Here is a 22,028-nt window from a genome sequence, read left to right on the forward strand (position 1 = left end):
GTTTGCTCACAGGATCGCCCTCCCGCTGCCGAGGATCTGGCCGCGGCAGACGAAACCGATCTCGGCGTAGCGGCTGTCGAGGCCGCGGGGATGGCTGGTCCCGGTGTAGAAGCAGCCGTCGGGGATCGGGCCTTCGGGGCCTTTGTGTAGCGCAATGCCGAGACGGGTCTCATCGAGCCGCGCGGCGATCTTGCGACCGTTGATGAAGACCTCGTGGCCACGGTGGCTCACGACATCGCCCGGCACGCCCAGCACCCGTTTGCCGAAGAGCTGCGTGCCTTTTCCGAAATGCACTTCGACGAGCCAGCCTGCCGGCGGCTCGAAGAAGATCAGGCTGCCGCGCTCGATCCGCGCATGCTTGTCGAGCCAGAAGGCCCAGTTGGGCAGGCTCGGGCTAGCGTTGATGAGGAAGGCATGGTCTTTTGCGAAGGCGTCAACCGCGCCCCATCCGAGCGGCAGCAGCACCAGCGCGGTCAGGACAAGCGGCCGTTTGATCGTGCGGACAAGACGAGAGGCAAAGTGCGTCACTGACCGCCTCCCTGCTGAAGCTGGCGGGCGATCCGTGCGCGCAGTTCGTCGGTGGCATCGGGGGCATCGCCCGCGAGCACCGCTTCGCCGACCAGCACCACGCGGCCATCGGTTCCCATTTCTGCAACGGCACGCTCGGAGGCCTGGAGGAAGGCGAGCACGCGCGCCTGACTGGCTTCGGGATCCTGCTGCCCGCGCGCTTCGGCATCGACGAATGCGGCGATGGTCTCGGCAAGCCGGACGGTGACGATCTGCTGGCGCGGCTCGGAAAGCTCGCGGCTGACCCAGGTTACCCAGAGCAGTGCGGCGACGAGCGCGAGCACGCCAAGAATTCTCAGCAACAGCGGGTGATTAAAAGATTGTAATCTGCGCGTCTCAATCACGGTTTGCCTCCCGGGCCGGATGGTTGTCGAGATCGGCCGCGAGCCGCTTCAGGAAGCGCGGCATGCGAAACAGCGTCACCGCGCCAGCAAGCACGAGAAAGCAGCCCTTGAGGTCCTGGCTGAACAGGCTGCGGCGCAGGCCGTCGGCCTCAAGGTAGCGGTCCGACAGATTGGCGAGCTGAGTGAAGAGGCTGCCAAGGTCCCAGCCAGCAACGAACAGGAACAGCGCGAGCGGCAATCCCAGCACGATCAGCAGCGAGGTCGCGGCAAAGCGTGCGGTCTCGATCAGGACGAAGCAGCTCCCTTGCAGGAACGGCAGCAGGCTGCGGAGGTTGGCCGGCGGTGTCCGGTCGGCGAGATGCGAGACCATCATTGTCCACCTCCCGCCACGATGCGGATGGCATTTGCTAGGCTGTGTCCGCGCCGCTCGCAGTCCTGGATCGCGGCATAGGTGTCGGGATCGGAGGAGTAGATCGTTGCCGAGAAGGGATCGAGCACGAGCCGGCCGACCGCTTCGGTCTCGGGACCCTTTATGAAGACCTCGCTGTACTCGGTCCCCGAACGCTTGAGGCTGCGGATCAGCGTCTCGGTGCGGTCGTCCATGTCGAGCCGCGCGTTCGCCCTGAAATCGGCGATCGTCTCGGCCTTCTGCTGAAGCACCAGCATCCAGTCGCTGTTCTCGAGCGCAGCGCGCGCGCCATCGGACTTGTAATAGTCATTGAGGGACTGGGTCGCGGTGGCGAGCGCGCCGCCATATTTGCGCGCGGTGCGGGCGTAGGTCTCGACGAACTCGCCCATCGACCCGCCCTTGAGCATGGCCCAGGCCTCGTCGATCAGCAGCAGCTTCTTGGTTGCCCGTGACGAGCGCGTCATCGCCTGGCTGGTCATGAACATGATCGCCGAGAGGACCACGCTGCGCAGTTCCTCGCGGCACGCGAGATCGCTCATCTCGAAGACGGTGAAATCATCGTCGAGTGCGAAGCTCGCCTTGCCTGCAAAGAACCCGCCGTAGCTGCCGCCGCGGCAGAAGGGCGCGATCGCGGTGGCAAGATCGCGGCCCGCCTCGCTCTCCGAGCCATGGAGTGCATGCGCGACATCGTCGACCGATGCGCCGCTTCCGAGGGCCTCCCAGGTCGCAGTTACGGCCCGGTCGATCAGTCCGCGCTCGGTGTCGCTCGGCGCGGTGCCGGGACGCGTCATCTGGCCGACAATCGCCTTGATCATGGCGAAGCAGTCGAGGCGGTAGTCCTCGTCTTCGTGCGCTCGGGCATCATCGACCATCGAGAAGGGATTCAGCGAGAAGCCCGAGGCGAGCGTGAACTCGACGAAGCGTCCACCCTGCAGCTTGACCGAATGCTCGAAGCTGCGCCCGTCGTCGATCACCACGACCTTGGCGCCCGCACCGCGCAAGGCGGCGCAGAGCTCCTGCAGCAGGACCGACTTGCCCGAGCCCGACTTGCCGCAGATCGCGATATTGTGATTGCCGGCAGTGTTTTCGAACGGCGACCACCAGAAGGGCTGGCCGCGGCGGCCAACGAGCAGGAGGTGCGGGATCACGCCGCCGAGATATTCCCCCTGCATTGGCGCGATATGTGCCGCTGTCGTCGAGAGCATGGTCTTGAGGCGCTTTAGCCGCGCCATGTCGTCGGCGAGGCCATCGGCAAGGCTCAGGGGAAAGGCAGCGACGAGGCCCTGCAGCTGGAGAAAGCGCTCGTCTGCCAAATCCCAGCCCGCTGCCTTGTAGATCGCCTTGATGATGCGTTCGTGCGCGTCGCCCTGGCCGAGCGGCGAGATGCTGGTGAGCCCGTAGAACAGCTTCACGAGTTTCTTGCCGGCCTGGAGCTCGGCCTGGACGTGGCGCCATTCGGCCGACTGTTCGGCGAGCTTGGGAAGAAAGCGCGCGCTCTTGGTCTGGCTGAGACTGGTGGTGCGCATGAATTTGAAGCCCGCGCGCGCCGATGCGGCTTCCTGGTCGGGGTAGACGAGGCACAGCATGGTTGCCGTCGGACAGGGGAAGCGCAGCTTGTCGGTGAACATGTCGCCGATGAGCCGCGCGCATTCCCAGGGCGCCCAGCGCTCAGGGGTAGAGCGCACGGCATAATGCCGCACGTCGAAATGGTCGGGATAGCATTCGCCGACTTCGGGATTGCCCTCCTCGTCGCGGCCCGTCTCGCGGAAGCGCTCGGTCCTGAGGATCAGGCGATCGTCGCCGACCTCGAGCTCGATGTCGCGGCGGATCGCCTGGACATCGAGCGTATCGTGCGGGTTCCACGCATGGATGTCGGTCTCGTGCGCGGTGGTCGGCGAGGTAAGTTCGTCGATCAGCGCCAGCAATCCGCCCGGACGCAGCTCTTGCGCGTGCAGTCCGAGCGAATGGAGCATGCCCATCAGCCCTTCGCGGCATTCGGAGAGTTCGGCATCGGTCACGCTGCCGGGCACCGGCACGCCAAGCGAGACGATCAGCCGGACGTTGCGCGCGTGGAAGGGCGCATGCGCTGAGCCCGAATTCCAGACGAGATCGTAAAGGCGCCTGGTGCGCGCCCTGGCGATCGCCTCGTAGATACCGCCCTGCTCGTAGCGCGGAGCGAACCAGGGGCCGACCACACTACCGATCCGCGGAGATGCGAAGTTCAGGACCTGGAGGCAGGCGCCCTGCGGCAGGCCTTCGGAGAAGAACTGACCGAGGATCTCGCCGGTCCGTTCGTCGGCCCCGATCAGCGGGGTGACTTCGAGCACGAAGCCTTTGGAGCGGGCGTTGCGGTAGAGCTTCGCCCCCTCGTCATAGACCCGGTAGGGCAGCCAGTCCGAGAGCATATCGAGCCCGAAATGCGCCTGCGGCTTTTCAGGCCGAGCCGTGTCGGCAAACAGGCCCCGCGAGAGTGCGTCGCGCGCGGCAGCAAGGGATAGCGTCACTGGCTCTCTCCTTCGGTCATGTCAGGGTGGGGGACCGACTCGCGGGGAGGGGAAAACGAGCCAGGTCCCCCGGGTTCCGGCGCGTCAGCGCCGGGCATCACCGGAACGGGCTGCGAGGGGATAAACAGCTGTTCCGGCAATGTGTCTGTTGGTTGGAATTCAGGTGCGGGGTTGCCCTCGCGGGTCGCGGCAATGGTCGATGCCAGCGAGCGCAGGACTTCGCGGCGGCCCTGCGGGGCGCGCCAGCCTGTCCCTGCCTGCTCGGGCAGCGTCAGGTGAACGACGCGCGCCTCATGGTCGCGGCCCGCCGCGTCACGGTAGGGCGTCAACACGACCTGCAGGCGGCGAACCGCTTCGCCGGTCGGGGTCACCGTCCGCTGCGCGTCAGTCGTGTCAGCCTTTTCGATACCGGTCGCCCCGGCATCGATCGAGGAAGTCGGAGCGCAGGTCCCTTCGGGAGCGCGGCAGGCGAAACTGCCTTTGACGTTGCCGCCGAGGCTGGCGCAACCACTGGCCAAAAGGAGCGGCGCAACAAGCACCACGGCGCGAAGGATCGGGAGCCGGCTCATTGCGCCGCTCCCTTGCCCTCGGCGACGAAGCGGCGGATCGCTGCGGCATCGCGGTAGCCATGCAGCACTGCCCCATCGCGGGCGCGCACGATGACCGGAGTTCCGGCAAACCCGTTGGCCTTCGCAAAGACTTCGTTGGCATCGAGCACCTTGGCGTCCTTGCAGGTCTTGCCGGTCGCCGGACCCTGCCCGGCGTAGGCTGCATGGAGTGCCTTTGCCGGATCCTTGGCGCACAGTACCGCCTCGGAAATCTTGCGGCTTGCCGCGCCGAAGATCGAGATCGGTCGCTCTTCGACATGGACCCTGGCCTTGGCGAGTTCGCCCGCCAGGCGCTGGCAATACCCGCACTGGAAATCCGAGAAGACGACCAGGCGCTCGCCCTTGGGGTTGCCCCAGTGGATCGCGCCCGCAGCCGGAAGCGACGAGAGGTCGACATGGCTGGCGGCCGCCTGCACAGGCGCTTCGTCGCGTCCCGCCGGCGCATCGCTGGCTACGCGTGCCGCACCGGCCGCAAGCAGGTCGGGATTGAGTTCGAGCAGGCGGGCGGCGGTAACGTCGCGCCGTTCTTCCATGTCGTAGAGACGGCCCACAAAAAGGTAGCGGGCGGTCTCGTCGATGTAGAACAGCGTGTCGCCCGAGACGACTTCGCACCAGGGGCCAAGCGTATCGCAGCTGATCGCATCGATCGGGGTCTTGGGCAGCCGCAGTTTCAGCGCCTGCGCGACATCGCTTGCCATGCCGGCGGCGCTCGCAGGCATCGCGGTGACGGCCGAGACTCCGAGCGTCAGCACGGCGGCGGCGCTCGAGAGGGCAAGGGCAAGGTGGGCGGCGCGGGCCTTCAGGCCCGGTCGGTGGTCATTGTAGTTCATTTGGAGGGGCTCCTGACGTGGACGCCGTCGAGAAAGACGATCTCGACCTCGATGCCGGTCGGCATCTCGACGACGGGTTGGTATTGTTCGGCGCGTTCGATGAGGTATCGGCTGACGGTGTCGGCGGCCTCGCCAGCACCCTGACCGAAGCCACCGGCGAGAATGTCGGTCGGCGACAGCGCTTCGCGCTGACCGTTGGCGCCGACAGGCTGCGTGAAGATACCGTTGGCGTTGGCTGAGAATCCGCGCCCGAACCCGCCGACAATCCCGGCCAGCAGCGCCTGGCTGACAAGGCTGCCTTCGCGGCTGACCACGCGGCCGCGCACGCCCGACTTTCCGGCGAAGGAGATGAACCCCTTGACCTCGCTCACCGCGAAGCGCCCACCGGGCTGCGCGCAGGTCATGCGCACCAGCTTGACGTAGACCTTCTCGGCCGAGAGATCGCCGCGCGCAGCGCCATTGACGAGGCAGCCGGTGATGTCGGTGGTCAGCAGCTTGTTGCCGCGCATCACCGAGCGGGCCGGCCCGGTGATCCGGAGCACTACGGGAAGCGGATCGCTCTGGCTGGCAACGCCGGTCGAGGCGTCGACACCCACGATGACCGTTGCCGGTGCGTAGCTGTTGGGAGGCAGGTAATCGCGGCTCGCTTCGAGCAGCAGTGCGGGCGCAGTCTCTGCCGCGCGCGGCTTGCCGTCGTTGCCCGGCTCAGCGCTGAAACTCATCAGGCTGAGCTGTCCGCCCTGCGCTTCCGGCGCTCCTTGCGGTGGCTGGACAGCCCCGCCCGTTCCCACGCCGGGACCATAGGCCGGTGGTGGTGGCAGCGGCGGCGCGGTTGCAGGCGCCTTCGCGGCTTCGCTGAGCTGTGAACGCAGATTGGCATTCTCGGTCGAGATCGCGTCGATCGCCGCCTGGCCGTCGGAGCGCATCTGCGCGTTCTCGCTGCGCAGTGCTTCGAGCTCCTGCTCGATCTCGGGTCGCGGTAGCTGGGCCTGCTGCAGATCCTTGATCGCGCGGCCCTGTGCATCGAGCCGGTTGCCGTAGCTCGCGACGAACTCGCGCTGTGAGAGGTTGCGATTGACGAGGCCGCCGGTGTCGATCGTCGCCGCACCATTGGCATCACTGCCGCCCTCGTCGCCGTCGCCGCCGAAGATGAACATCCCGCCGCCGATGAGCGCGATGGCCCCGATCCCGGCGAGCAGCATCTTCTGGCGCTGCGCGATCTGCGAATTGAGGTTGCGCCGTCCGCTTTCGCGCGCTTCCGGCGAGCCTGGCAGAGGCCTCTTTTCGGCGTCCTTCTGTGTTGCCTCGGCCATCAGTCGAGGCCTCCCTTGGCAAAGACAAGGAAGGCACTGGTCGCTTCACCGGGAGCGAGTGCATCGCGGCCATAGGCAAAGGCGAGCGCGCCCGCGGGACCTTCGCGCTCGGAGCCAAGCGCAAGGCTATCTTGGCCGAGGTTGCGTACGAGGAAGCGCTTTCCGGTGAGTTCATCGCCCTGGTATTCGACGACCAGCTGGACCTCGATCCCGCCGGTACGGCGCGGAGCCGAAAGTTCGGCGCGAGCGGTGAACCCGGGCAGGACGGCATCGCTCGCCATCGCCTCGATCAGGCGGATCGCGGCGTCCTCCGGGCCGGTCTCGGTCTCCCATTCGGTAGCCGCTGCTTTTGCGAGCGCGGGATTGGTGATGAAAAGCTGGGTCGCTTCCTCGCCGCCAAGGCGGCAGGCGAATTTGTAGACGTAGCCCGCCTTGCTGGTGGCGAAGAAGCTGACCCGGGCGGCGGCAAATTGCGGGGGCACGGAGATATAGATGTCTCCGCGCACCGGCTCGTGCGTCACCTGGAAGTCGTTGTAGGGAAAGCCGCTCGCGATCTTCGAGACATTGGCAAAGCCGTCATCGATGAGCGCAATCCGGGTGAGTTCGCCGCGTGCGAGTTCGCAGTCGATGGTCGCGTTGTCGGCGGCCTCGACGAACTGGTCGGCATGCGCAGGGATAGGGGCGAGCGCGAAGGCGATTACGGCGAGGCCGGTCAGCTTGAGTCCGGGATCGGGGCGCCGAGTCGCGCCGATCGCGAACCAGGCAAGGCCGGTTCCGGCAAGCGCAGCAGCGAGGGGAGATGGGAGAAGGCTCATTGGCCGGGTTCCTCCTTGTCGGTGGGAAGTTGCTCGAAACCGGCGAGCGCGACGCTGAGACCACGCTTCGACCAGCGGAAACGGAAGGAGCGGCGCTGGCTCGCGATCACCTGCGCGCCGACGAAGGTCTTGAGCGTGCCGGTGACGGTCGAGGTCAGGGCCTTGGGATCGACATGCATTTCCGCGATCACGAAGGCCTGGCTGATGTCCGAGCCGCGCTGTTCCTCGACGATTCTGACGAGCTCGGCCTTGAGGCGGCCGTGCGCGGCGGGATCGGCGAGCTTCAGAATGTTCGCCATCCAGTAGTCGAGGCTTTCCGGGGCCCGGTTGAGGAGCATCAGCGCCGTGTCGCGGGTGACGAGCTCGAGATAAGGCGCGTCGATCCCGCCGCTCGAGACGGTGATCCGCTCGGCGGTAATCGGCACCAGCACAACCTGCTCGTCGCGGGTCACGGCGGCGCCGAGGCTGACCAGCGTGGTGAGGCCAAGGACACTTGCCAGCACGGCAAAGCGGTTGCGTTGTCGAAGGTAAGTCTGCGCCTGTTCGTGCGCGAATTCTGCTCGCATGGGTAGCCTCCCTCAGCCCGCCAACAGGCGGCAGTGGGAGGGCGGCGTGGCTTTCAGCCCGAGAAAACTCCCGGGCAGGTACCAGTACGCAGCATGCACCAGTGCCGAACCGGCGCCGCGTGTCTTTGCCTTCCGCAAGGCAAGCCAGGCCCCGGCGGCCAAGCCGATACCGATGAAGATATGCTGCGAGAGAATGCCCCAGGCGAAGGGAATGAGAATCCCTGCAAACTCGTCGATGGTCCAGAAGCCGATGAGCTCCGGGTCGTCGAGCCGCCGTGGAACGAGGTACCTGTCGGCCATGCCGCCCTCCTGTCGTGACCGGATCCGCTGATCAGATGACCGCTGTCACGACCGAGGTGACGATCGGAACGCCGGTGCCGACACCGATCCCGACGCCGACCGGGACTGCGACCTGGCCGAGCGAAAAGCGCCCCGAGGCGAGACCGATCAGACCGCCCGCGAGGCTGAGCACGGTGATGATCTTGCCGCCCGAGCCTTCGAGAAAGTCGGTGAACTTGGTCAGCGCGGGATCGAAGGTGGTGTCGGCGCCGGCAAAGGCTGCACCGGCGCAGGCCAGCGCCACGCAGGCGGGAAGAATGTAGTCGCGGCCACGAACGCGGTTGAGCGTGCGCTGCTGGACCGGAAGGGCAGTCTTGGTGGTCATGGATGGAACCTTTCGAGGGATTGAACATCAGTCAGCGATGCGTTCGCTGTATGTTCTTTCCTCTCTCCGGAGCCGGGCTGTAGGAAATCGGGAACTGGATTCTGGGGCTGCCGGCCAAGCAAAAAGCGACATCGGAAGGTGCGCATGCCGGGATCCGCGCCGGCCAATTGCGCTGCAGCGCCGACTGTGCCGGCTTTGGCGCGAAGCGTGCCGTCATATGCGCGAACACGACCGAAATTCGCGCGAATCGTCGAAGGAAGCTGATTCGTTCCTTCCTCTATGTTCTCTTAATGTTCTTTTCGTTTTCCTACAGGCTTCCTTCGCGGTTAGCCGGTGAGTCGATCACATCTTGAGAAAAGGATTCGTCGATGACCAGCATAGCGCTCTTTGCCGAACAACAGGTTCGCGCCGACCTCGCCCGGCTGCTTGTAGCAGCTGTCGAAACCAGCGGCCGTGCCCGCTGCGACATCGCGCGCGACGCGCAGATCCATAAAGATGCCTTGCGCCGGGTCCTCGCCGGCGAACGCTCGGCCAGCCTCGGCGAAGCCTTGCGCATTCTTGCCGCGTGCGGCGTCGCGCCGCACGCACACCTGCTCCTGTTCCTCGTCAGCAGCGGCGATCACGCGATTGCGTGGCTGCAATCGGACCTAGCGCAGTTCTTCGAGGACTTTTCCGGCGAACTGCCCTCGGCGCTCGAACGTGTCCTGGGCAACCAGGTTCACGATGTGAAGCCGCGCTGGGCTAAGGGCACGGCGCACCGTGTTGCACGGCTGCTCTCCGACCACATCGATGAACTTGAACGCAAGGACGCGCTACTAGGCGATGTTTTCGCCGGTGTCGAAGGAGGCCATCGTGGGTGAAGAGATCGACAAGGGAGCGACCGAAACCCGCCGGGTCACCCGTCTCATCCGTCTTCCGGAAGTGCAACACCGCGTCGGGCTAGGCCGTTCGACTATCTATCGCTGGATGGCCGAGGGCAAGTTTCCGAAGCCGGTGCAACTTGGTGGCTACTCTGTTGCATGGGCGGAAGATGAAATCGATAATTGGATTGCGGTTAGATTGCCCTGATAAAAACAACTAGGTCACGATAGGTGAAGACGCCAGTGGCTTTCGCCTGCGGTAAAGAGATGCACAGCTTTGGGAATGCTGCGCATCGGCTTTTCGCTTAGCCTTTCATCCGACCATATAGCCAGCATCGGACGCTGCGGTGGGATATGCAAACATCGTCGACTTGATGTCGTCCGCTGAAAGGCCATGGCGGATGGCAAGACCAAACACGTTGATCAGTTCATCGGCAGCGGGACCCACCAAATGGGCACCGAGGATGCGGCGCGTGCCGACCTCGATCAGAACTTTGTGTCCGTAAATCTGGGCGTTTAACCGCCTCGCCGAAAACCAACCGGGGTGCGAGCCAGCGCTCACCGTAAAGTCCAGACCTGCCTCACGTGCTTCGCTTTCAAGCATTCCGGCCCGCGCCGCCGCCGGCTCGGTGAACAGTGCACTCGGAACCCCGTGATAGTTCGGCGTGCGGCCGCTACCCTCGAGTATGTTATCTACCACGACCTTGGCATCGTGACTGGAGACTGGAGTCAGTGGCGGGCCATTTGCAGCAGCGTCACCCGCCGCGAAGACCTTGGGGTTGCTCTGGCTTCGTAGCTGAGCGGTTAGCGCCAGGCGACCATCGTCAATGGCGACGCCTCCAGCCTCGAGATCGAGCGAGCCGATCGCGGGGACCCTTCCGGCAGCGTGCACCACCAGCTCCCCTTCGATCATGCGGTCGCCAGCATGCACGGTCAGACCGCCGGCTGTCTTCGTTACGCCGTTCACCTCGGCATCCACGATTTCAATGCCGAGATCGTCGAAACTCGGCATGAGCCAATCGACCGTATCCGGGTCGAAGGCTTTCAGAATGCGGCCTCGTTGGACGATGGTGACCTTTGCTCCGGCGCGTGCGGCGAGGTGGGCAAATTCCGCGGCAATGTATCCGCCGCCGACGAATACGATCCTATCTGGAAGGGTTTCAAGTTCCAGGAATGCATCGCTGTGGGTCAGCAATGGCTCGCCTTCGATGCCAAGTGGCCGAGGCTCCGCTCCCGTTGCGATAAGAGCGTGCGAGAAACTCAGTTCCCTGTCGCCTACCGCGATCCTGTCGGGGCCAGCAAAGCGCGCCGCTCCGTAGAAGGTCGCCACGCCCTTTCGCTCGTAGCGAGCTTCCTGTTTTTCGGGGACGGGGTCGGTAAAGCTCCGCTTGAATGCCTGGAGGTCGCCCCAGTCAATCGAAACCGAACCTTCGATGCCCTTCCCCTTCATTCGCCTGTATGCAGCGAGCGCTTCCTCTGCACTCACCATCATCTTTTTCGGGTCGCATCCCCGCAGCGCACATGTGCCACCGTAAGGTCTATAATCGATAACCGCGCAGCGCTTCCCGGCGTCGGCCATCCGGTGGACCGCGACCTGCGCAGCAGTTCCCGATCCGATGGCGACGAAATCGAAAGCCTCAGCCATTACAGCAATCGCCCTCCTGGATCGGAGGACAGGGAACGGTCCCGTAGGAACAGAACACGCAGCAATCACCTTGGAGCGGCTGAAGGCGAACGCCGCATGCCGAACAGTTGTAGAAGAACATGCAGGCGTTGGTCGGCATCTCCTCGTCCTTCTCATGCCCGCATTCGGGGCAGCGCAAGCGCGAGATCAGGATCGGATCAGCCATAGAGAAAAGCTCCGGCGAGCAGAACCAACCCGATGACAATGCCGATGGCAGTCAGGACTCGATAGGTGGATGAACCGCACGCCGTATCGGTCGGGCATGTCCGCGCCTGGCGGAATTGCCAGAGGAGCCGAAGGGTGGCGGCAACAAGCAGAGCTGAAGCTAGAACCAGGAGGGGCGTGCGATACGGTCCGACGGCGGGGGCAATACTGCCGAGCCACGCTGAGCCCACTCCCACCGATGCCAAAACGAGAGGAAGGGCACAACAAGCGGCCGCGCCGAAAGCCGCGGCAATGCCGCCACCGGTTGCCAATCCGTTCCACCAAATCCCGAGGCTGCGCATTGATCTTCCTTCTGTAAAATCCGAGATGCAACCCTATCTAAACTCAGTAGCCACTACAGACTCAAGAGGTTTCGGCGTGAAAATTGGCGAGGTTTCAAGACGAGCGGGATGCAATATCGAGACCATCCGCTACTACGAGCGGATTGGGGTCATCGCTCCCCCTCCACGAAGAGGCGCTTACCGCGACTATGGTCCTCGGGACATCGAGCGCCTCCGCTTCGTCAGGCGCGCGCGCGAACTGGGCTTTTCCCTTGAAGAGGTGCGGGCATTGCTTGACTTGACGCCAGGTCAGGAAGTGCATTGCGATGAGGTGCAGTCGATCGCTGAACAGCACCTCGCGAACGTCCGTGCGAAGCGGGCCGACCTTGAGCGTATGGAGAACGCTCTCGCTGAGCTAATCGAGCAATGCGGCACCACGAGTGTTGATCGGTGCCCGGTATTGGAAAGCCTAGCCGGCGAAGGCTAGCCCAACGGATCAAAGCGACAGGCCAACGGGTTTCCACCCATCTAAAGCGCCTTTCGCCGAGGAAGCAGAGCACCAGAGGGGGCGCAGCCGCCGAGGGGGCGTCAACCGACAGTCGGATTAGGGATTCAGAGCGGTGCATCCGCACATTCTCCCTTCTGGCGTCAATGAACAGTTGCGCGGAACGCCTCCGCAATTCATCGAAAAATATCGATAAGAATTGACGGCCTTGCAATCCATCGATAATTGCCGATGGATGAAGTCGACCACAGGACTAGAGGCACTCTCTGCGCTCGCGCACCCGACGCGGCTTGATGCGTTCCGTCGTCTGGTGCGCAGCGAGCCCCACGGGCTCTCTACCGGCCAGCTCGTGGAAGCCTCGGGCCTCACGCAGAGCACTTTCTCGAGTCACCTCGCGATCCTCGTCGGCGCTGATCTCGTCATACCTGAGAAGCGGGGGCGACAGATGATCCAACGGGCAAACATCAAAGTCCTGCGCGACCTGATGCTGTTTCTCGCCAAGGATTGCTGTGAAGGTCGCGCAGAGCTTTGCGAGCCGCTTGTCGCCGAACTTTCCCATTGTTGCTGAAGGAGCAGGCAATGGCTGACCAACCCTACAATGTCCTGTTCCTGTGCACGGGCAACTCGGCTCGCTCGATTTTGGGCGAAGCGCTGATGAACAAGATGGGCGGAGGTCGCTTCCGTGCCTACAGCGCAGGCAGCCAGCCCAAGGGCGACGTGCATCCGATGTCGCTCGAGGTGCTCGATAGCTTCGGCTATCCGACCGATGGCTTGCGCTCGAAGAACTGGAGCGAGTTCACCAAGCCCGGCGCACCGGAGTTCGATTTCATCTTTACTGTCTGCGACAACGCTGCGGGCGAGAGCTGTCCGGTATGGCCAGGCAAGCCGCTCACCGCGCATTGGGGCGTAGAGGATCCCGCCGCAGTCGAAGGGGATGGCCAGCGGCAGGCTTTCGTCGATTCGCTCAGCTATCTTAAACGCCGGATCGAGCTGTTCCTAATGCTCCCGCTCCAGAGCATCGACGAATTGTCTGTGCGCAGCAAGCTGGCCGCCATCGGCCGCGAAGAAGGCGCCAGCGCCAAGGCCAAGGAATCCTGAATGACCACCGACATCGTGATCTACCACAACCCCGAATGCGGCACCTCGCGCAACACGCTGGCGATGATCCGCAACGCCGGGTTCGAGCCGCATGTTATTGAGTATCTGAAGACGCCGCCTTCGCGCGCCATGCTCGAAAGCCTGATCGAGCGCGCTGGGCCCACCCCCCGTGCGCTGTTGCGTGAAAAGGGCACGCCATATGCCGAACTGGGCCTCGGCGATGAGAGCCTGAGCGATACAGCGCTGGTGGACGCGATGATGGAGCACCCGGTCCTGATCAACCGTCCAGTTGTCGTCTCCCCGCTCGGCGTCCGCCTGTGCCGTCCGTCAGAGGCGGTGCTCGACATTCTGCCAAGCCCCCAGCTGGGCGCCTTCACCAAGGAAGACGGCGAGCAGGTCGTGGACGCGGCGGGCGAACGTATCGCCTGATGCTGCTTGCGGTTGCAATTTTCGTGGTCACCATCACGATGGTGATCTGGCAGCCGCGCGGGCTCGGCATCGGGTGGAGCGCGATCGGCGGAGCGCTGCTCGCCCTTGCCACCGGCGTCATCTCGCTCGCCGACATCCCGGTGGTGTGGAACATCATCTGGAACGCCACCGGCGCCTTCGTCGCGGTGATCCTGATCAGCTTGATCCTCGATCGTGCCGGGTTCTTCGAATGGGCTGCGCTCCATGTGGCGCGGTGGGGGCGCGGCGACGGTCGCTGGCTATTCGTGCTCGTGGTATTGCTGGGTGCAGGTGTTGCCGCGATCTTCGCCAATGATGGCGCGGCGCTGATCCTGACCCCGATCGTGATCGCGATGCTCCGGGCGCTGGGATACAACGCCAAAGCGACGCTGGCTTTCGTCATGGCGGCAGGGTTCATTGCCGATACGTCGAGCCTGCCGCTGGTCGTGTCGAACCTCGTCAATATCGTCTCGGCGGACTTCTTCGATATCGGGTTCGGCGAGTATGCGCTGGTCATGGTGCCAGTCGACCTGGCGGCTATCGTGGCTACGCTGGCAGCGCTGCTGCTGTTCTTCCGCAAGGACATTCCGACCAGCTACGACGTCGCACAGCTCCGCGCTCCGGCAGAAGCGATCCATGACCGAGCGACCTTCCGCGCCGGCTGGGTGGTGCTGGCCCTGCTGCTGATCGGTTTTTTCGTTCTCGATCCTCTTGGCGTGCCGATCAGCGCGGTCGCTGCCGTCGGCGCGCTGGCGCTCATCGCGATAGCTGCGCGCGGCCACGTCATCCCTACGGGCCAGGTGATCCGCGAAGCGCCCTGGCAGGTCGTGATCTTCTCGCTCGGCATGTATCTGGTCGTCTACGGCATGAGCAATGCGGGGCTTGCCACTGCGATCGCCGGGGTGCTGGAGCGCTCGGCCGAGGGCGGCATATGGGGTGCGGCCTTCGGAACGGGCATTCTGTCCGCGGTGCTATCCTCGGGCATGAACAACATGCCGACCGTCCTCGTCGGCGCGCTGTCGATCGATGCCACGAGTGCCACCGGCCCGGTTCGTGACGCCATGATCTACGCCAACGTCATCGGCTGCGACCTCGGGCCAAAGATCACGCCGATCGGTTCGCTCGCGACCCTGCTGTGGCTGCATGTGCTGGGACAGAAGGACGTGAAGATCGGCTGGGGCTATTACTTCCGCGTCGGCATCACACTGACCACGCCGATCCTGCTGGTAACCCTGGCCGCCCTCGCACTGCGATTGAGCCTCGCATGAAGCTGTTCCTCGTCTATCCGCTCGCGGCGCTGTTCGAAATCGCCGGTTGCTTCGCATTCTGGGCATGGTGGCGGCTGGAGAAGAGCCCCTTGTGGCTGCTGCCCGGAATGGTGTCGCTGGCCCTGTTCGCCTGGCTGCTGACTCTCGTGCCGACCGACGCTGCCGGTCGCGCCTTCGCAGCCTATGGCGGGGTCTATGTTGCCGCGTCGCTCCTGTGGCTGTGGACTGTCGAAGGCACCACCCCCGACCGGTGGGACTTCGTCGGCGGCGCGGTCGTGCTCGCCGGCGCTGCCATCATCCTGTTCGGCCCCCGCGGCTGACGACCCAAATTTGGAGAATTTCCTTGTCCCGTCTGCGACCCTTGCCCGATCCCGACAGCTTTCCGGCGCTCGACCCCGCCTTCGTCCATGCCCGCCCGGCGGAAGGTCTCGGCGCCGACCAGCCACCGCCGCGCATCCTGTTGCTCTACGGCTCTCTGCGGGAGCGCTCGTATTCGCGCCTCGCGGTCGAGGAAGCTGCTCGATTGCTCCAGCTGTTCGGCGCGGAGACGCGTATCTTCGATCCCTCCGACCTGCCGCTGCCCGATCAAATTGGCGGTGACGACCATCCTGCCGTTCACGAGCTTCGCGAGCACGCGTTCTGGTCCGAGGGCATGGTGTGGTGCAGCCCGGAGCGGCACGGCCAGATCACCGGCATCATGAAGACCCAGATCGATCACCTCCCGCTCAGCATCGGGGGAATGCGGCCGACCCAGGGGCGGACGCTGGCGGTCATGCAGGTATCTGCCGGCTCGCAGTCGTTTAATACCGTCAATACACTGCGACTGCTTGGGCGCTGGATGCGGATGTTCACCATCCCGAACCAGTCAAGCGTGCCGAAGGCATACGAGGAGTTCGACGAGGCGGGCCGCATGAAACCGTCCTCGCTCTATGACCGCATCGTCGATGTCATGGAGGAACTGGTGCGGTTCACCGTCCTGCTGCGCCGGCATGCCGACCAGCTGGTCGACCGCTATTCGGAGCGCAAGGAAGCCAAACGCGATATCGATCCCAAGGCCGATATCTCGTCTATCGCCTTATCGTCATCGTGAGACGTCTAGAGCCTTCGACATCCTGCCTGAACAAGTGAGCCTGAGGCGGTGAGAGAATATTCGGTGATCTATTCTCTCGGCGCCACAATTCAATTTTGAGCTCGAAATCGCAGTCTCACGGATTGGAGTTTCTTTCGGGCCTCATCGCATCCGGGGGCGAGGCCTGCACCATGGGCAGCATATACTCCCGTGGCATCTGTCCGCAGACCGATCGCGGGCCGATTGCAGACAGGAGATCGCGCACCGCGAACTACGGCCCCTTCGCGCGATTGCGCCGGAGCTTGGGAAAGCGATTGGCAAGAAGCACGAAGCCGGAAATTGCAATGACGGTCCCGCCGATGCCGAACAGGAGCAGCCACCAGCTGTTGATCCGGTCACGCTGGGTCCAGTCCATGATGTGGAGTCCCCAGACGAGGTCGAATAGGCGCCAGGTATCGCTGCGCGCCGCGAGCACCGCGCCGGTTGAAGCGTCGATGTAGAGGCGCGTGCCATCCGGATCGGCAAATTGCACCTGCCACGCCGGAAACGGTCCGCCGAATTCGGTGCCGACCGGCGCTTCGATCGACATTGAGGATTTGATCGCGGTGCTGGGTCCCGTCCAGGCAGCCGAGGCGATTTGCTCGGCGGCGTCGCGCGAGAGCGGCGACAATTTCCGTCCGGTCACTGCTTCGTGCAATGTTGCGCTGCCATCGACGCGCTTCAATTCAACCACCGGATCGCCGTTGACGGTCTTCGTCGTTGCCGAGACCAGGTCGCCCTCGTTAGCCGCCCATGCAGGTAGCGGAGCGTCAACGCCCAGGGGTAATGGTTCGCGCGAGATCACGTGCTCGGAACGGACGTGTTCGATTTTCAGGAACGACATGATCGTCCCGGTTGCCATCCACAGGAGGGCTTGCACGCCGACGAAGACTGCGAGCCACTTGTGGACCTTGCTGCCAAAGATGTGCAGTCGCAGCTTGCGCGAACGCTGGCCTGTCATCGCGGCCGGTTGATCAGTTCTGGCGCGGCGCGCGTGACGAGGAGTGGTACTGGACGATTTTCCAGTTGCCATCCTCGTGCGTCAGTACGGACGTCGCAACCCCGTCGCGCTCGATTACACGGCCATCCGTGAGGGCGATCCGGTAGCGGTAAGTTTCATGGCCATACGCCACATGCCCGACTATCTTGGCGTTCACCGTCGGATTGGTGAATGCGAACTCGGTGATCTCGCCGAGCTCTGGGCCGAGGTGGTGTTCCATGTACTGCGCGAACGTGCCCTCGGCCTTGCCATTCTCGAAAACCAGCGAGTCCGCGGCAAACAGCGTCCGCATGGCCGCCTCGTCACGGGCAACCAGTGCCTCACGGTAGGCAACGAGCACGGCCTGCGCCTGTTGCGTGAGCGCGTCCGGCGCCGCAATTTGTGCGCTATGGGCGGAATGATCGCCATGACCGGCATGCTGAGCGTGCGCCGCAGTGGCCATCGCAGCGAGTGCCGCCGCAGCCGCAGCCGCGAAACCTGTAACCCTCATCGCTTATCCCCTCAGAACCAGAACCGAACGCCCACGACATAGTTGGTCACGCTTGGATCCTCGCCCGCAAGGTGGGCATAGTCGGCGCTCTGGCCAACCTTCCATTCCTGCTCGATGCCGACATAGGGCGCGAATTCACGGACGAATTCGTAACGCAGCCGCAGCCCCAATTCGACCGAATCGAGACCGGCTCCGACACCCAGTTCGGGAATGTCCTGCGCGGACAGGTTCACCTCAGCGCGCGGTTGCAGGATAAGGCGCTGCGTTATGCGCTGGTCCAGTTCGGCTTCGACACGTGCCGTCAGATCGCCCTTGGTCGACAGGAAAGCGGCCGCATCGACCTCGAACATATAGGGCGCCAGACCCTGCACGCCGAGGACGGCGTGGGTCCGTTCGGGGCCCGTCAGGTCCTGCCGTACGCCGGCTTGCAGGTCCCACCATGGGCCGATCGCGTGGCTCCACAAGCCTTGGATTTCAGCGGACTCGGGCTTTTCGCCGAATGTGCCTTCGCCCTCGCTCTTGAACCAGAACTTGTCGAGGTCACCGCCGTAGTAGCCCTGCACGTCCCACAGGTAACCATCCCCGCCTTCCCGTGCGCGATATTCGGCGCGGTCGCCCTGGAACCAGAAAACGTTCATCCCGCCGTTCTCGGCGCGCAGAGCATCGCGGGAGGCACGCATCGCGTCCGCCCCCCAGATCGCATCGGCGGCACGGGGCGGTCCCGATCCCGCCGCAGCCGGAGGCGGTCCTTGCGGGATGGGGGTCATGTCCATGGCGCCATGGTCCATAGTGCCATGGTCCATAGTGCCATGGTCCATCATCCCGTGGTCCATCGACTGATGGTTCATCGGTGGTTGGCCGGACCACTGCATCCCTTCATGGCCCATCGCCTCGTGGTCCATGTTTTCCATGGTAGAATCGTCCATCGCCGGCATCTGGCTATGATCCATCCCCGAATGGTCCATGGTGGAATGGTCCATCCCCTCCATCTGGCTATGGTTCATCTGCGAATGATCCATGCCAGAGTGGCCTTGGTGCGGATCGGCGGAGGCTATTTCGCCCGGTTGCGCAGTGGGCGCACACGCTCCCTCGGGCACCGGGTGGCCCATGGCGCGATGACGTGCGGCCTCCTTTTCGCATTCGGTCTGGGCAGGAGCCTGGGGCGCGGGCATCGCGTGGCCCGAATGGTCCTGCGCGAAGGCCGGGGTGGCGGTGCCCGCCAGAAACATGGCGACGATCAGGCGCATCAGTCTTCTCCCACCCGTTTCACATCGGGCGCCGAAGGCGGCTGGGCGACGGTCACGATCTGGAACATGCCCGAATGCATGTGGTAGAGCAGGTGGCAGTGAAAGGCCCAGTCGCCCTGTTCGTCGGCGGTGAGGTCGAAGGTGGCGCTGCCGCCGGGCTGCACGATAACCGTATGCTTCTGCGGCTGCCGGTCGGCAGGCGCGCCGTTGACCAGTTCGAAGAAATGGCCGTGCAGATGGATCGGATGCGCCATCATCGTATCGTTGACGAGCTTCACACGGACACGTTCGTTATAGGCGAAGCGGATGGGGTCGTCGCTGACGGCGGTAAACTTCTTGCCGTCGAACGACCACATGTAGCGCTCCATGTTGCCGGTCAGATGGATCTCCATCTGACGTGTCGGGCGGCGCAGATCGTCGTTCGGCTCGAGCGCCACAAGATCCTTGTAGGTGAGAACCTTGTGGGGAACGTTGTCCAGGCCGAGGCCCGGATCGCCCATGCGATCGACCGGGTTCATCGACACCATGTCGATGCCGGGGCCGACCTCCACGCTGGGCGGCAGCAGGGATGTGTCGCGCATATCCATGCCGCTCATGTCCATTCCGGCCATCGGATCCGCAGACGCACCTTGCGATGGCATGTCGTGGCCCATGGCCGAATGGTCCATCCCGCCTATCTCGCCACCGCCATGGTCCATTCCGCCCGAGCCGTGGTTCATGCCCATGTCCGCCATCGTCAGCAGTGGCGGATCGCGCAATGGAGGGACCGCAGCCCGCGCGCCAGGACGGGAGGCGAGGGTCGCCACCGCCATGCCCGACCGGTCCATGCTTTCTGCCACGATTGTCCGCGCCTCGCCGGTCGGCTCGACAACGATGTCGTAGGTTTCCGCTGTGCCGATCTGAAACTCCTCGACCTCGACCGGGCGCACGTTTTGACCGTCGGCACCGACCACCCAGAACTTCACTCCGGGAATGCGGACATTGAAAAATGTCATGGCGCTGCCGTTGATGACGCGCAGCCGTACTCGCTCGCCAGGGTTGAACAGGAACTCGAGACCCTCTTCCGGTCCGCGCCCGTTGGCGAGGTAGGTGTAGGTCGAGCCGGTCACGTCGAGGATGTCGGTCGCCATCATGCGCATACGCGCCCACATCCGGCGGTCCTCGCCCGACAGCGGATAGTCGTCGGTCCAGGTGTTCTGCTGGTAATTGAAGTAGCCTTCGCCCTTCTTCAGCTTGTCCATGATCGTATGGGGGTGAAGAGGCGTGAAGTCGCTCAGGAGTAGAACATAGTCGCGGTCCGCTTGCACGGGGACCGTCCCGGCGGGTTCAACCACGATCGGGCCGTAGTGCCCGGCCTGCTCCTGCAACCCCGAGTGACTATGCCACCAGTAGGTGCCGCTCTGTCGCAGCGCGGGGATGTCATAGACGAAAGTCTCTCCAGGTTTGATGCCGGGAAAGCTGACACCCGGTACGCCGTCGTACTGGAATGGCAGAAGCAGCCCGTGCCAGTGAATGGAGCTGTCTTCATGGAGGGTATTCGTCACTGCCAGCCGGACCGGCTGACCTTCCTTGAGACGGATCAGCGGACCCGGTACGCTCCCATTTACAGCGATGGCGTGGCCGCGACGCCCCTGCACAACGCGCGGACCTTCGCCGATCGTCAGTGCGATGTCGCGGCCCGACACTTCGTCGAAGCCGGGGCGGATGGGGCCGCCGCCGTGCAGGTCGGCGCCGCGGGCCCATGCCGGCGCTGTCTGACCGAGGGCGAGCAAGCTTGCCGCGCCGGCGCTGGCGGTGAGGAACTTTCTGCGGTTGATTGCGACGTCGTCGATTAGAGGAAGTATGCTCATGCCTCTGTTTACGCCGCGACCGCCATCACCCCTCAAAGAAAATCGATCTTATTGCGCAGGCGCTGACGGGCCCGATACACACGTGTTTCGACCGATTTTTCCGTTACTCCCAACAATTCAGCAACCTCGCCATGGCTTCGCCCCTCGATGGCGACCAAAACAAGAGCCTCGCGAAGGCGGAGCGGCAAGCGATCTATCGCGTTGGTGACCTGAGCGAGCAATTGCCGGTCGGCGATCTCAACATCAGGACCGGGTTCGTCTGCCGCAACGGCAACGTCGGGACCTAGGGCCCTCAAACTCAGCAGCCGCACAACCTTTTGGCGCCTGAGCCGGTCGCGGCATTTGTTGAGCGTCACGGTTGTCAGATAGGCTGCTACAGGCTTGCGAGGATCGAGCTTGGCTCGCGCCATCCAAACCGATGCCAGTGCGTTCTGCAGCGCATCTTCGGCTTCGTCGGCAGACGAGAGCATCCGGCGGGCCAGACCGAGCAGGCGGGGCAGATGAGGCTCGACGAGTCTGCCGAATGCTGCCTTGTCCCCTGCAATTATCTTTTCGACCAGTTCCTCGTCAGGTGTGTCGTTCCGCCCCTCCACGACCTGTCATTCGCCAGGTTCGCGTGTTAGCGAAGCCGCGACCTGGCGATCGAAGCGCGCGCGCTGCTCCTGATCGAGCAAGGCGCGCATTGCAAATACATGCTCGACTGTTGCCTTCTGCAGATCGCCCATGCGTGCGTGCACCTCGTCAATAGCCGCGGCCACCTTGGGACCGTATTCATGTTCATCGTCCATCGCGGAGGCGAGCCTCGCGTTTGCGGCTCTGAGCGACAGGTCGAGCTCCTGGCGTTGAACAGCGAACCGCGCCTCGAGCTGATCGAGTTTCCTGTCCTGCGATGCATCAAGATCGAGTTCCTCGTGGACGAAATCATGCAAAGTGATCGCATGCGATGCCTCGCGCCATTGCCCGGCAGCGTATGCGCCGATGCATCCCGCAGCCACGGCCAGAAGGGCAGCAAGCACTATCTGGAGAATGCTGACCTTCATCGTTGAACATGCAGCAGTGAAGCAGGTGAGAGGTCGGCGCCTTCGATTAGCTGGTAATTTGTTTGGCTTTCACGGGCAGGCGATTGCGACGTGCCAAAGCCCGCACCAAGCCCAATAAATGCCATCGCCGTGAATAAGGCGACACGCGTTCGCGTCGCATCGACCTGTTCAAGCTTACCCGCCCGCATCCACACGCCACCCATGAAGTCTTCGGGCAGCGAAGGATCGGGTGCAGCTCCCAGCGACTGCAAGGCACGATTTAGTCTTTCGTTGTCAGCCATGCGTATTTTATCCTGTCTTACAGCCAACTATACGCTTCGTCCTCT

General features: G+C 63.8%; 30 protein-coding genes. 9 read left to right on the top strand and 21 right to left on the bottom strand.

Features of this window, described 5'->3' with window-relative positions; all coding sequences use genetic code 11:
• Nucleotides 1-6: 6 nt before the first annotated feature.
• Genes D6851_RS11520 through D6851_RS11570 form a run of 11 tightly spaced genes read right to left on the bottom strand, consistent with a single transcriptional unit; the run spans nucleotide 7 to nucleotide 8,620 of the window.
• Nucleotides 7-528, bottom strand: a complete 522-nt coding sequence (locus D6851_RS11520; protein ID WP_120325026.1) for a S26 family signal peptidase — start codon at nucleotides 526-528, stop codon at nucleotides 7-9.
• Entirely contained in the window at nucleotides 525-911 is a 387-nt protein-coding gene (locus tag D6851_RS11525; RefSeq protein WP_238474058.1) for a type-F conjugative transfer system protein TrbI, read from the bottom strand. Before D6851_RS11525 ends, D6851_RS11520 begins: the two co-directional genes overlap by 4 nt.
• The gene (locus D6851_RS11530; protein WP_120325027.1) at nucleotides 904-1,284 is read right to left on the bottom strand and encodes a hypothetical protein; all 381 of its coding nucleotides are present in this window, start codon (nucleotides 1,282-1,284) and stop codon (nucleotides 904-906) included. Before D6851_RS11530 ends, D6851_RS11525 begins: the two co-directional genes overlap by 8 nt.
• On the bottom strand, nucleotides 1,281-3,824 hold the full coding sequence (gene traC, locus D6851_RS11535; protein ID WP_120325028.1) for a type IV secretion system protein TraC: 2,544 nt from the start codon (nucleotides 3,822-3,824) through the stop codon (nucleotides 1,281-1,283). Before traC ends, D6851_RS11530 begins: the two co-directional genes overlap by 4 nt.
• Nucleotides 3,821-4,393: a hypothetical protein gene (locus D6851_RS11540; RefSeq protein WP_120325029.1), complete on the bottom strand. Its 573-nt coding sequence runs from the start codon at nucleotides 4,391-4,393 to the stop codon at nucleotides 3,821-3,823. The genes traC and D6851_RS11540 overlap by 4 nt, the downstream gene beginning before the upstream one ends.
• The gene (locus D6851_RS11545) at nucleotides 4,390-5,262 is read right to left on the bottom strand and encodes a DsbC family protein (RefSeq protein WP_120325030.1); all 873 of its coding nucleotides are present in this window, start codon (nucleotides 5,260-5,262) and stop codon (nucleotides 4,390-4,392) included. Before D6851_RS11545 ends, D6851_RS11540 begins: the two co-directional genes overlap by 4 nt.
• The gene (locus D6851_RS11550; RefSeq protein WP_120325031.1) at nucleotides 5,259-6,575 is read right to left on the bottom strand and encodes a TraB/VirB10 family protein; all 1,317 of its coding nucleotides are present in this window, start codon (nucleotides 6,573-6,575) and stop codon (nucleotides 5,259-5,261) included. The genes D6851_RS11545 and D6851_RS11550 overlap by 4 nt, the downstream gene beginning before the upstream one ends.
• Nucleotides 6,575-7,390 (bottom strand): type-F conjugative transfer system secretin TraK, encoded by an 816-nt coding sequence (locus D6851_RS11555; RefSeq protein ID WP_120325032.1) that lies wholly within the window; start codon nucleotides 7,388-7,390, stop codon nucleotides 6,575-6,577. Before D6851_RS11555 ends, D6851_RS11550 begins: the two co-directional genes overlap by 1 nt.
• A complete protein-coding gene (locus tag D6851_RS11560; protein ID WP_120325033.1) occupies nucleotides 7,387-7,956 on the bottom strand; it encodes a type IV conjugative transfer system protein TraE in 570 nt (189 codons plus the stop codon). The genes D6851_RS11555 and D6851_RS11560 overlap by 4 nt, the downstream gene beginning before the upstream one ends.
• 12 nt (nucleotides 7,957-7,968) lie before the next feature.
• On the bottom strand, nucleotides 7,969-8,256 hold the full coding sequence (gene traL, locus D6851_RS11565) for a type IV conjugative transfer system protein TraL (RefSeq protein ID WP_120325034.1): 288 nt from the start codon (nucleotides 8,254-8,256) through the stop codon (nucleotides 7,969-7,971).
• A 31-nt stretch (nucleotides 8,257-8,287) separates the two neighbouring features.
• A complete protein-coding gene (locus D6851_RS11570) occupies nucleotides 8,288-8,620 on the bottom strand; it encodes a hypothetical protein (protein ID WP_039280257.1) in 333 nt (110 codons plus the stop codon).
• Nucleotides 8,621-8,988: 368 nt separating this feature from the next.
• On the opposite strand from D6851_RS11570, the gene D6851_RS11580 reads away from it, so the two are divergent.
• A complete protein-coding gene (locus tag D6851_RS11580; protein ID WP_120325036.1) occupies nucleotides 8,989-9,480 on the top strand; it encodes a hypothetical protein in 492 nt (163 codons plus the stop codon).
• Nucleotides 9,473-9,688: a helix-turn-helix transcriptional regulator gene (locus D6851_RS11585; protein WP_120325037.1), complete on the top strand. Its 216-nt coding sequence runs from the start codon at nucleotides 9,473-9,475 to the stop codon at nucleotides 9,686-9,688. Before D6851_RS11580 ends, D6851_RS11585 begins: the two co-directional genes overlap by 8 nt.
• Nucleotides 9,689-9,793: 105 nt before the next feature.
• Here D6851_RS11585 and D6851_RS11590 read toward each other — a convergent pair whose 3' ends face one another.
• The 3 genes from D6851_RS11590 to D6851_RS11600 are packed head-to-tail and all read right to left on the bottom strand — an operon-like array spanning nucleotide 9,794 to nucleotide 11,670.
• The gene (locus tag D6851_RS11590; protein WP_120325038.1) at nucleotides 9,794-11,125 is read right to left on the bottom strand and encodes a dihydrolipoyl dehydrogenase family protein; all 1,332 of its coding nucleotides are present in this window, start codon (nucleotides 11,123-11,125) and stop codon (nucleotides 9,794-9,796) included.
• Nucleotides 11,118-11,330 carry a GDCCVxC domain-containing (seleno)protein gene (locus D6851_RS11595; RefSeq protein ID WP_120325039.1) on the bottom strand — a complete coding sequence of 71 codons (213 nt, stop codon included), beginning with the start codon at nucleotides 11,328-11,330 and terminating at the stop codon, nucleotides 11,118-11,120. The genes D6851_RS11590 and D6851_RS11595 overlap by 8 nt, the downstream gene beginning before the upstream one ends.
• A complete protein-coding gene (locus tag D6851_RS11600) occupies nucleotides 11,323-11,670 on the bottom strand; it encodes a mercuric transporter MerT family protein (RefSeq protein ID WP_120325040.1) in 348 nt (115 codons plus the stop codon). Before D6851_RS11600 ends, D6851_RS11595 begins: the two co-directional genes overlap by 8 nt.
• Before the next feature lie 76 nt (nucleotides 11,671-11,746).
• Between D6851_RS11600 and D6851_RS11605 the strand changes: the two genes are divergently transcribed.
• The 7 genes from D6851_RS11605 to arsH all read left to right on the top strand — a co-directional run bounded on the left by D6851_RS11605 (nucleotide 11,747) and on the right by arsH (nucleotide 16,057).
• The gene (locus tag D6851_RS11605) at nucleotides 11,747-12,136 is read left to right on the top strand and encodes a MerR family transcriptional regulator (RefSeq protein ID WP_238474059.1); all 390 of its coding nucleotides are present in this window, start codon (nucleotides 11,747-11,749) and stop codon (nucleotides 12,134-12,136) included.
• A 253-nt stretch (nucleotides 12,137-12,389) separates the two neighbouring features.
• Nucleotides 12,390-12,722, top strand: a complete 333-nt coding sequence (locus D6851_RS11610) for an ArsR/SmtB family transcription factor (RefSeq protein WP_120325042.1) — start codon at nucleotides 12,390-12,392, stop codon at nucleotides 12,720-12,722.
• Between the two features lie 11 nt (nucleotides 12,723-12,733).
• The gene (locus D6851_RS11615; RefSeq protein ID WP_120325043.1) at nucleotides 12,734-13,252 is read left to right on the top strand and encodes an arsenate reductase ArsC; all 519 of its coding nucleotides are present in this window, start codon (nucleotides 12,734-12,736) and stop codon (nucleotides 13,250-13,252) included.
• Nucleotides 13,253-13,681, top strand: coding sequence for an arsenate reductase (glutaredoxin) (arsC, locus tag D6851_RS11620; RefSeq protein WP_120325044.1), 429 nt, complete (start codon nucleotides 13,253-13,255; stop codon nucleotides 13,679-13,681).
• Nucleotides 13,681-14,967 carry an arsenic transporter gene (locus tag D6851_RS11625; protein WP_120325045.1) on the top strand — a complete coding sequence of 429 codons (1,287 nt, stop codon included), beginning with the start codon at nucleotides 13,681-13,683 and terminating at the stop codon, nucleotides 14,965-14,967. The genes arsC and D6851_RS11625 overlap by 1 nt, the downstream gene beginning before the upstream one ends.
• Entirely contained in the window at nucleotides 14,964-15,287 is a 324-nt protein-coding gene (locus tag D6851_RS11630; RefSeq protein ID WP_007013468.1) for a YnfA family protein, read from the top strand. Before D6851_RS11625 ends, D6851_RS11630 begins: the two co-directional genes overlap by 4 nt.
• 23 nt (nucleotides 15,288-15,310) lie before the next feature.
• Complete coding sequence (arsH, locus tag D6851_RS11635) at nucleotides 15,311-16,057, top strand: arsenical resistance protein ArsH (protein ID WP_120325046.1); 747 nt, start codon at nucleotides 15,311-15,313, stop codon at nucleotides 16,055-16,057.
• Between the two features lie 250 nt (nucleotides 16,058-16,307).
• Here arsH and D6851_RS11640 read toward each other — a convergent pair whose 3' ends face one another.
• From D6851_RS11640 to D6851_RS11670, 7 genes are read right to left on the bottom strand one after another with little or no spacing between them, the layout of a single operon-like run.
• Nucleotides 16,308-17,036, bottom strand: coding sequence for a PepSY domain-containing protein (locus D6851_RS11640; RefSeq protein WP_183030076.1), 729 nt, complete (start codon nucleotides 17,034-17,036; stop codon nucleotides 16,308-16,310).
• 13 nt (nucleotides 17,037-17,049) lie between these two features.
• A complete protein-coding gene (locus D6851_RS11645) occupies nucleotides 17,050-17,565 on the bottom strand; it encodes a YybH family protein (protein WP_183030077.1) in 516 nt (171 codons plus the stop codon).
• Nucleotides 17,566-17,576: 11 nt separating this feature from the next.
• Complete coding sequence (locus D6851_RS11650) at nucleotides 17,577-18,812, bottom strand: copper resistance protein B (protein WP_120325047.1); 1,236 nt, start codon at nucleotides 18,810-18,812, stop codon at nucleotides 17,577-17,579.
• Complete coding sequence (locus D6851_RS11655; RefSeq protein ID WP_120325048.1) at nucleotides 18,812-20,662, bottom strand: copper resistance system multicopper oxidase; 1,851 nt, start codon at nucleotides 20,660-20,662, stop codon at nucleotides 18,812-18,814. The genes D6851_RS11650 and D6851_RS11655 overlap by 1 nt, the downstream gene beginning before the upstream one ends.
• Before the next feature lie 32 nt (nucleotides 20,663-20,694).
• Nucleotides 20,695-21,255 carry an RNA polymerase sigma factor gene (locus D6851_RS11660; protein ID WP_120325049.1) on the bottom strand — a complete coding sequence of 187 codons (561 nt, stop codon included), beginning with the start codon at nucleotides 21,253-21,255 and terminating at the stop codon, nucleotides 20,695-20,697.
• A gap of 6 nt (nucleotides 21,256-21,261) precedes the next feature.
• Entirely contained in the window at nucleotides 21,262-21,702 is a 441-nt protein-coding gene (locus D6851_RS11665) for a periplasmic heavy metal sensor (protein ID WP_007013475.1), read from the bottom strand.
• Nucleotides 21,699-21,983, bottom strand: a complete 285-nt coding sequence (locus D6851_RS11670) for a hypothetical protein (protein ID WP_120325050.1) — start codon at nucleotides 21,981-21,983, stop codon at nucleotides 21,699-21,701. Before D6851_RS11670 ends, D6851_RS11665 begins: the two co-directional genes overlap by 4 nt.
• Nucleotides 21,984-22,028: the final 45 nt, after the last annotated feature.

Source organism: Altericroceibacterium spongiae, assembly GCF_003610805.1.
In the GTDB taxonomy this organism is placed as follows: domain Bacteria; phylum Pseudomonadota; class Alphaproteobacteria; order Sphingomonadales; family Sphingomonadaceae; genus Altericroceibacterium; species Altericroceibacterium spongiae.